At 53.3% G+C, this 4,341-nt stretch carries 5 protein-coding genes; 1 reads left to right on the top strand and 4 read right to left on the bottom strand.

Annotated elements, in window-relative coordinates:
* Positions 1–73 precede the first annotated feature (73 nt).
* A complete protein-coding gene (locus KQJ18_RS22035; protein ID WP_087856129.1) occupies positions 74–763 on the top strand; it encodes an EAL domain-containing protein in 690 nt (229 codons plus the stop codon).
* Positions 764–803: 40 nt separating this feature from the next.
* Here KQJ18_RS22035 and sapF read toward each other — a convergent pair whose 3' ends face one another.
* From sapF to sapB, 4 genes are all read right to left on the bottom strand, one after another.
* On the bottom strand, positions 804–1,610 hold the full coding sequence (sapF, locus tag KQJ18_RS22030) for a peptide ABC transporter ATP-binding protein SapF (protein WP_038640937.1): 807 nt from the start codon (positions 1,608–1,610) through the stop codon (positions 804–806).
* Position 1,611: 1 nt separating this feature from the next.
* Positions 1,612–2,604 carry a peptide ABC transporter ATP-binding protein SapD gene (gene sapD, locus KQJ18_RS22025; protein ID WP_003020556.1) on the bottom strand — a complete coding sequence of 331 codons (993 nt, stop codon included), beginning with the start codon at positions 2,602–2,604 and terminating at the stop codon, positions 1,612–1,614.
* Complete coding sequence (gene sapC / locus KQJ18_RS22020; protein ID WP_016156640.1) at positions 2,604–3,494, bottom strand: peptide ABC transporter permease SapC; 891 nt, start codon at positions 3,492–3,494, stop codon at positions 2,604–2,606. The genes sapD and sapC overlap by 1 nt, the downstream gene beginning before the upstream one ends.
* Positions 3,481–4,341 (bottom strand): putrescine export ABC transporter permease SapB (gene sapB / locus KQJ18_RS22015; RefSeq protein ID WP_216422738.1); only part of this gene is annotated, 861 nt, incomplete at its 5' end. The genes sapC and sapB, both read right to left, overlap by 14 nt.

The raw sequence follows: 4,341 nt of genomic DNA, 5'->3' as shown, positions 1-4,341 counted from the left end.
ATTGATCGATATTATTGATTGATTGTGATTAAAAGTGCATTATCAGGAAGTTATGATCAATTGGAGTGGTCTTATGCACTATCATTTCATCGCGGAACCGATGAGAGACACAACAAATAAGTTGCTGGGCGTGGAGATGATCGCCCGGTTTGCTGCAGATACGGTTCGCCCATTGCATGCAGATTTCGTCGTTTCAGCGTGGAATAGCGAACAAAAGCGTAATTTCATGCTCAAGCAAATTCAGTTAATTGCCGAAAAGCGTGATTGGTTTGAGAGCAACAATCTGCTCTGTACCCTTCATCTCATCGATGAAATGGCACTTCTGGCGATTGGTGATCCGGTCATCAAGTCGGCCCTACACGCAATGCCCTTTATTGCACTGGAACTGTCAGAGCGTTTTCTGTCGAGTACGATTTGCCTGAATAATCTGCTGATTAATTCACTCTGTGACGGCCCAAACGCGCTATGGCTGGGCGATCTCGGCTCCGGTAACGTCGGGGCAAGTCCGCTGGTTTGCGGTCATTTTGACGTGGTTAAATTGGATCGCGGTTTCTTCCTTGAACAGGTAGAAAAGCCGATGTTCCCGGTGCTTATCAAAAACATCCGGGAATATTGCGATCACGTTGCGGTGGAGGGGGTCGAAACATCACGACTTATCGATGACGTCAGCGCGGCAGGTGTCTGGGCGATACAGGGGAGCGTTTTTCCGTCAGTCGTTTTTCACGAGGTCGAGACACTGCTCTTACCCGGTGTTGGTCACTGATGGCGCACTTGCCCTCCGGTTTCGGAGGGCAGCGGCTTTGTTAGCGATCTTTCCGCCAGGCGTCGGCGGTGAGCGCCTCGCCAAAGTGCCCTGCAATCAGACGACGAGTCAGCTCATGCAGCGGGGAAGCCAGAACATCCGCGGTACTGCCACGCTCAACAACTTCACCCTGATGCATGACTAATACTTGATCGCTAATGTGCTTCATCATGCCGATATGTTGAGTCACATAGATATACGAAATCCCCTGTTTTTCCTGTAATTCCAGCATCAAATTGATGAGCTGCGAACGCATCGACATGTCCAGAGAGGCAAGGGCCTCGTCGGCGATAATCACTTTAGGTCGTAAAATAAGCGCGCGGGCAAGCCCCAGACGCTGTTTTTGTCCCGGCGCCAACATATGCGGGTAATAGCTCACATGGTCAGGTAACAGTCCAACCATGCGCATCGTTTCTATAATCTGTTTGCGACGCTGTTCAGGTTCCAGGTCGGTGTTCAGACGCAGCGGGAAATCAAGGATTTGTGAAATACGCTGACGAGGGTTAAGCGATGTTGACGGATCCTGAAAAATCATACGGATACGCTGACTACGGAATGAATAATCACCATACTGGAGCGGATGATCGTCAATCAGCAGTTCACCGCTGGTGGGTTCAATCATGCCAGCTAACATCTTTGCCAGCGTGGACTTACCGGAACCATTCTCACCAATGACCGCGAGTGTCTGACGTTCGCGCAGGGTAAAGCTGAGTGGCTTAACGGCCTCAACGGTCTGGCGGCGAAATAAACCCGTCCGGTAGCGAAAGGTTTTGCTCAGATTGCGAACTTCGAGCAGGGTTTCTACCATCTCACTCTCTCTCCATGTTCAGCGGGAAATGACAGGCGTAGAGATGATTCTTTGCTCCGGTCAGTCGTGGGGTTTCAATACATTCACGCTGAGCATAAGGGCAGCGCGGCCCCAGACGGCAGCCGATGGGTAATTGTTCCAGCAATGGAATCGCTCCTGGCATGGTATTCAGACGACTTTTATGCGGCATCGCGCTACCAAAATCAGGAATGGCGCGGATCAACGCTTGCGTATAAGGATGATGTGGAATCGTCACCAGATCTTTACTGGGCGCCGTTTCCACCGTTTGTCCGCAATACATTACGTTGATTTTGTCCGCCCACTGACTGAGCATTTGCAGGTCATGGCTGATCAACAAAATGGTAGTATTACTGTTTTGGTTCAGCCGGGTCAGCAGGCGAAATATTTGCGCCTGGGTCGTTGGCTCCATCGCGTTCGTCGGTTCATCGGCAATCAGCAAGCGCGGCTGATTCGCCAGTGCAATAGCGATCATTACCTTCTGACACTCGCCGTCGGTCAGTTCATACGGGAAGCTGCGCATGGCATCTTTATGATCTTTTATCCCGACGCGGTGCAAAAGCTCAATCGCCCGGCGTTTGCGCCAGCCGATGCGCTGCCACCAGCGCCCCTTATAGGTCCAGGCTGGAATATTTTGCATCAGCTGTCGTCCAATACGCTCGGACGGGTCAAGACACGATTGCGGTTCCTGAAAGATCATGGAAACGTTATGACCGACCAGCTTGCGTCGTTCACGCGCGGAAAGGCGCAGGAGATCGATGTCATCAAAGCGCATACGGTCTGCGGTTACGCGCCAGTTATCCTTGGCGACGCCGCAAATAGCCTTGGCGATCAGGCTCTTGCCGGAGCCGGACTCGCCGACCAGTCCGCGGATTTCCCCTTCATTGAGGGTCATGCTGACACGGTCAACCGCTTTTACCCAGTCGTCGCCGGTTCTGAATTCAATGGTCAGGTTGCGGATATCAAGTAATGGCATTATTCCACCCCCGCAATAATTGCGCGGCGCACGCCATCACCCAGCAGGTTAACCAGCAGCACGCTTATCATGATCGCCGCGCCTGGCAGCATCACTGTCCACGGTGCGACATAAATCAGCTCCAGCGCGTCGCCGAGCATGGCTCCCCATTCCGGTGATGGCAACTGCGCGCCAAGGTCAAGAAAACCCAGCGCGGCGATATCCAGAATCGCCATCGACAGCGCACGGGTAATTTCAGTGATAAGCCCGGCGGTAATATTGGGCAGAACGGCGAACCACAGAATATTGAGCGTGGTTGCGCCATCAAGGCGAGCGGCAATAACATACTCTTTTTCCAGCTCGTCATGCACCATGCTGTAGACGGAACGAACCATCCGCGGCAGCAGCGCCAGCCAGACGGCAAACATCGCGTGAGTCAGATGCGGACCGGCAAAAGCCACAACAATAATCGCCAGCAACAGTGAAGGGATCGACAGCAGAGTGTCTAGAATGTGATTCAGCACCGCGGAACGCAAACCGTGCGTTGCTCCGGCAACCACCCCCAGTAACAAGCCACACAGCGTGGCGGCGAGAGTAACGACAAACGCACCGCCCACGGTTGGGGCCGCACCGCTGAGCAGGCGGCTTAAAACATCACGCCCCAAGTCATCAGTTCCGAGGAAGAAAGAGACTTCGCCATAGCGCGACCATGACGGCGGTAAAAGCTGATAGCCGAGAAACTGCTGGTCGATGCCGTAAGGCGCGAACCAACCACCAAAAATACACAGAATCGCCAGTCCCGCACAGCCATACAGGCCGATCATTGCGGTTGCATCGCCGTAAAAATTGCGCCATGCGGTGCGCAGCGTACCAGGCGGGCGCTTTTCGCTGTAGACGCTATCGTAAGGCATACCATTCCTTATGTTTCAGAGGGTTAGCCATAGCACCCAAAATATCAGAGATGACGTTAACGATGATAACCAGTGAGCCTATCACCATCACACCCGCCGAAATCGCCGCGTAATCCTGCTGGCGAATCGCGTTAATCAGCCAACGGCCAAGACCTGGCCAGCTAAAGACCATCTCGGTGATCATCGCCAGCGTCAGCATGGTGGAAAACTGTAACCCCAGGCGCGGGATAACCGGTGGGAGAGCGTTGTGCAGTACGTGACGGCGTAAAATCGTTAACCGTGACAAACCACGAGTAGCCGCCGCTTTAACATAGTTTTGATCAAAGACCTCAATGGTGCTGATACGCATCAGACGAATAACTTCCGTCGTCGGTGCAACGGAGAGCGTTAACACCGGAAGCACCATATGGCGGATCGCACTGACCAGCATTTCATCGCGCCAGGGCGAGTCGGCGATCCAGGCGTCGATAATGGCAAATCCGGTAACGGGCTTAACTTCGTAGAGCAGATCAAAACGCCCGGAAACGGGCAGCCAGCCGAGGGTCAGTGAGAAGAGCAACGTCAGCAGCAGCGCCAGCCAAAAAACCGGAATAGAAAAGCCCATCAGAGCCAATGCACTGATGCAACGGTCCTGCCATTTATTACGTGTTATGCCCGCCAACATGCCTATCGGGATCCCGACCATCAGTGCAAAACCAAAGGCCAGAATGCACAGTTCCATGGTCGCCGGAAACACCTCTTTGAGTTGTTCTGAGATCAACTGGCCGTTAATACTGGACACACCAAAATCCCAGTGAATCAGGCCATTGAACCAGAATACCCAGGCGTTCCACAGCGATGCGCCCTG

This window comes from Citrobacter sp. S55_ASV_140 (assembly GCF_018919505.1).
GTDB lineage: Bacteria > Pseudomonadota > Gammaproteobacteria > Enterobacterales > Enterobacteriaceae > Citrobacter > Citrobacter werkmanii.
Note: the sequence above shows the minus strand (reverse complement) of the source record. Positions and strands in the feature narration are given on the sequence as shown.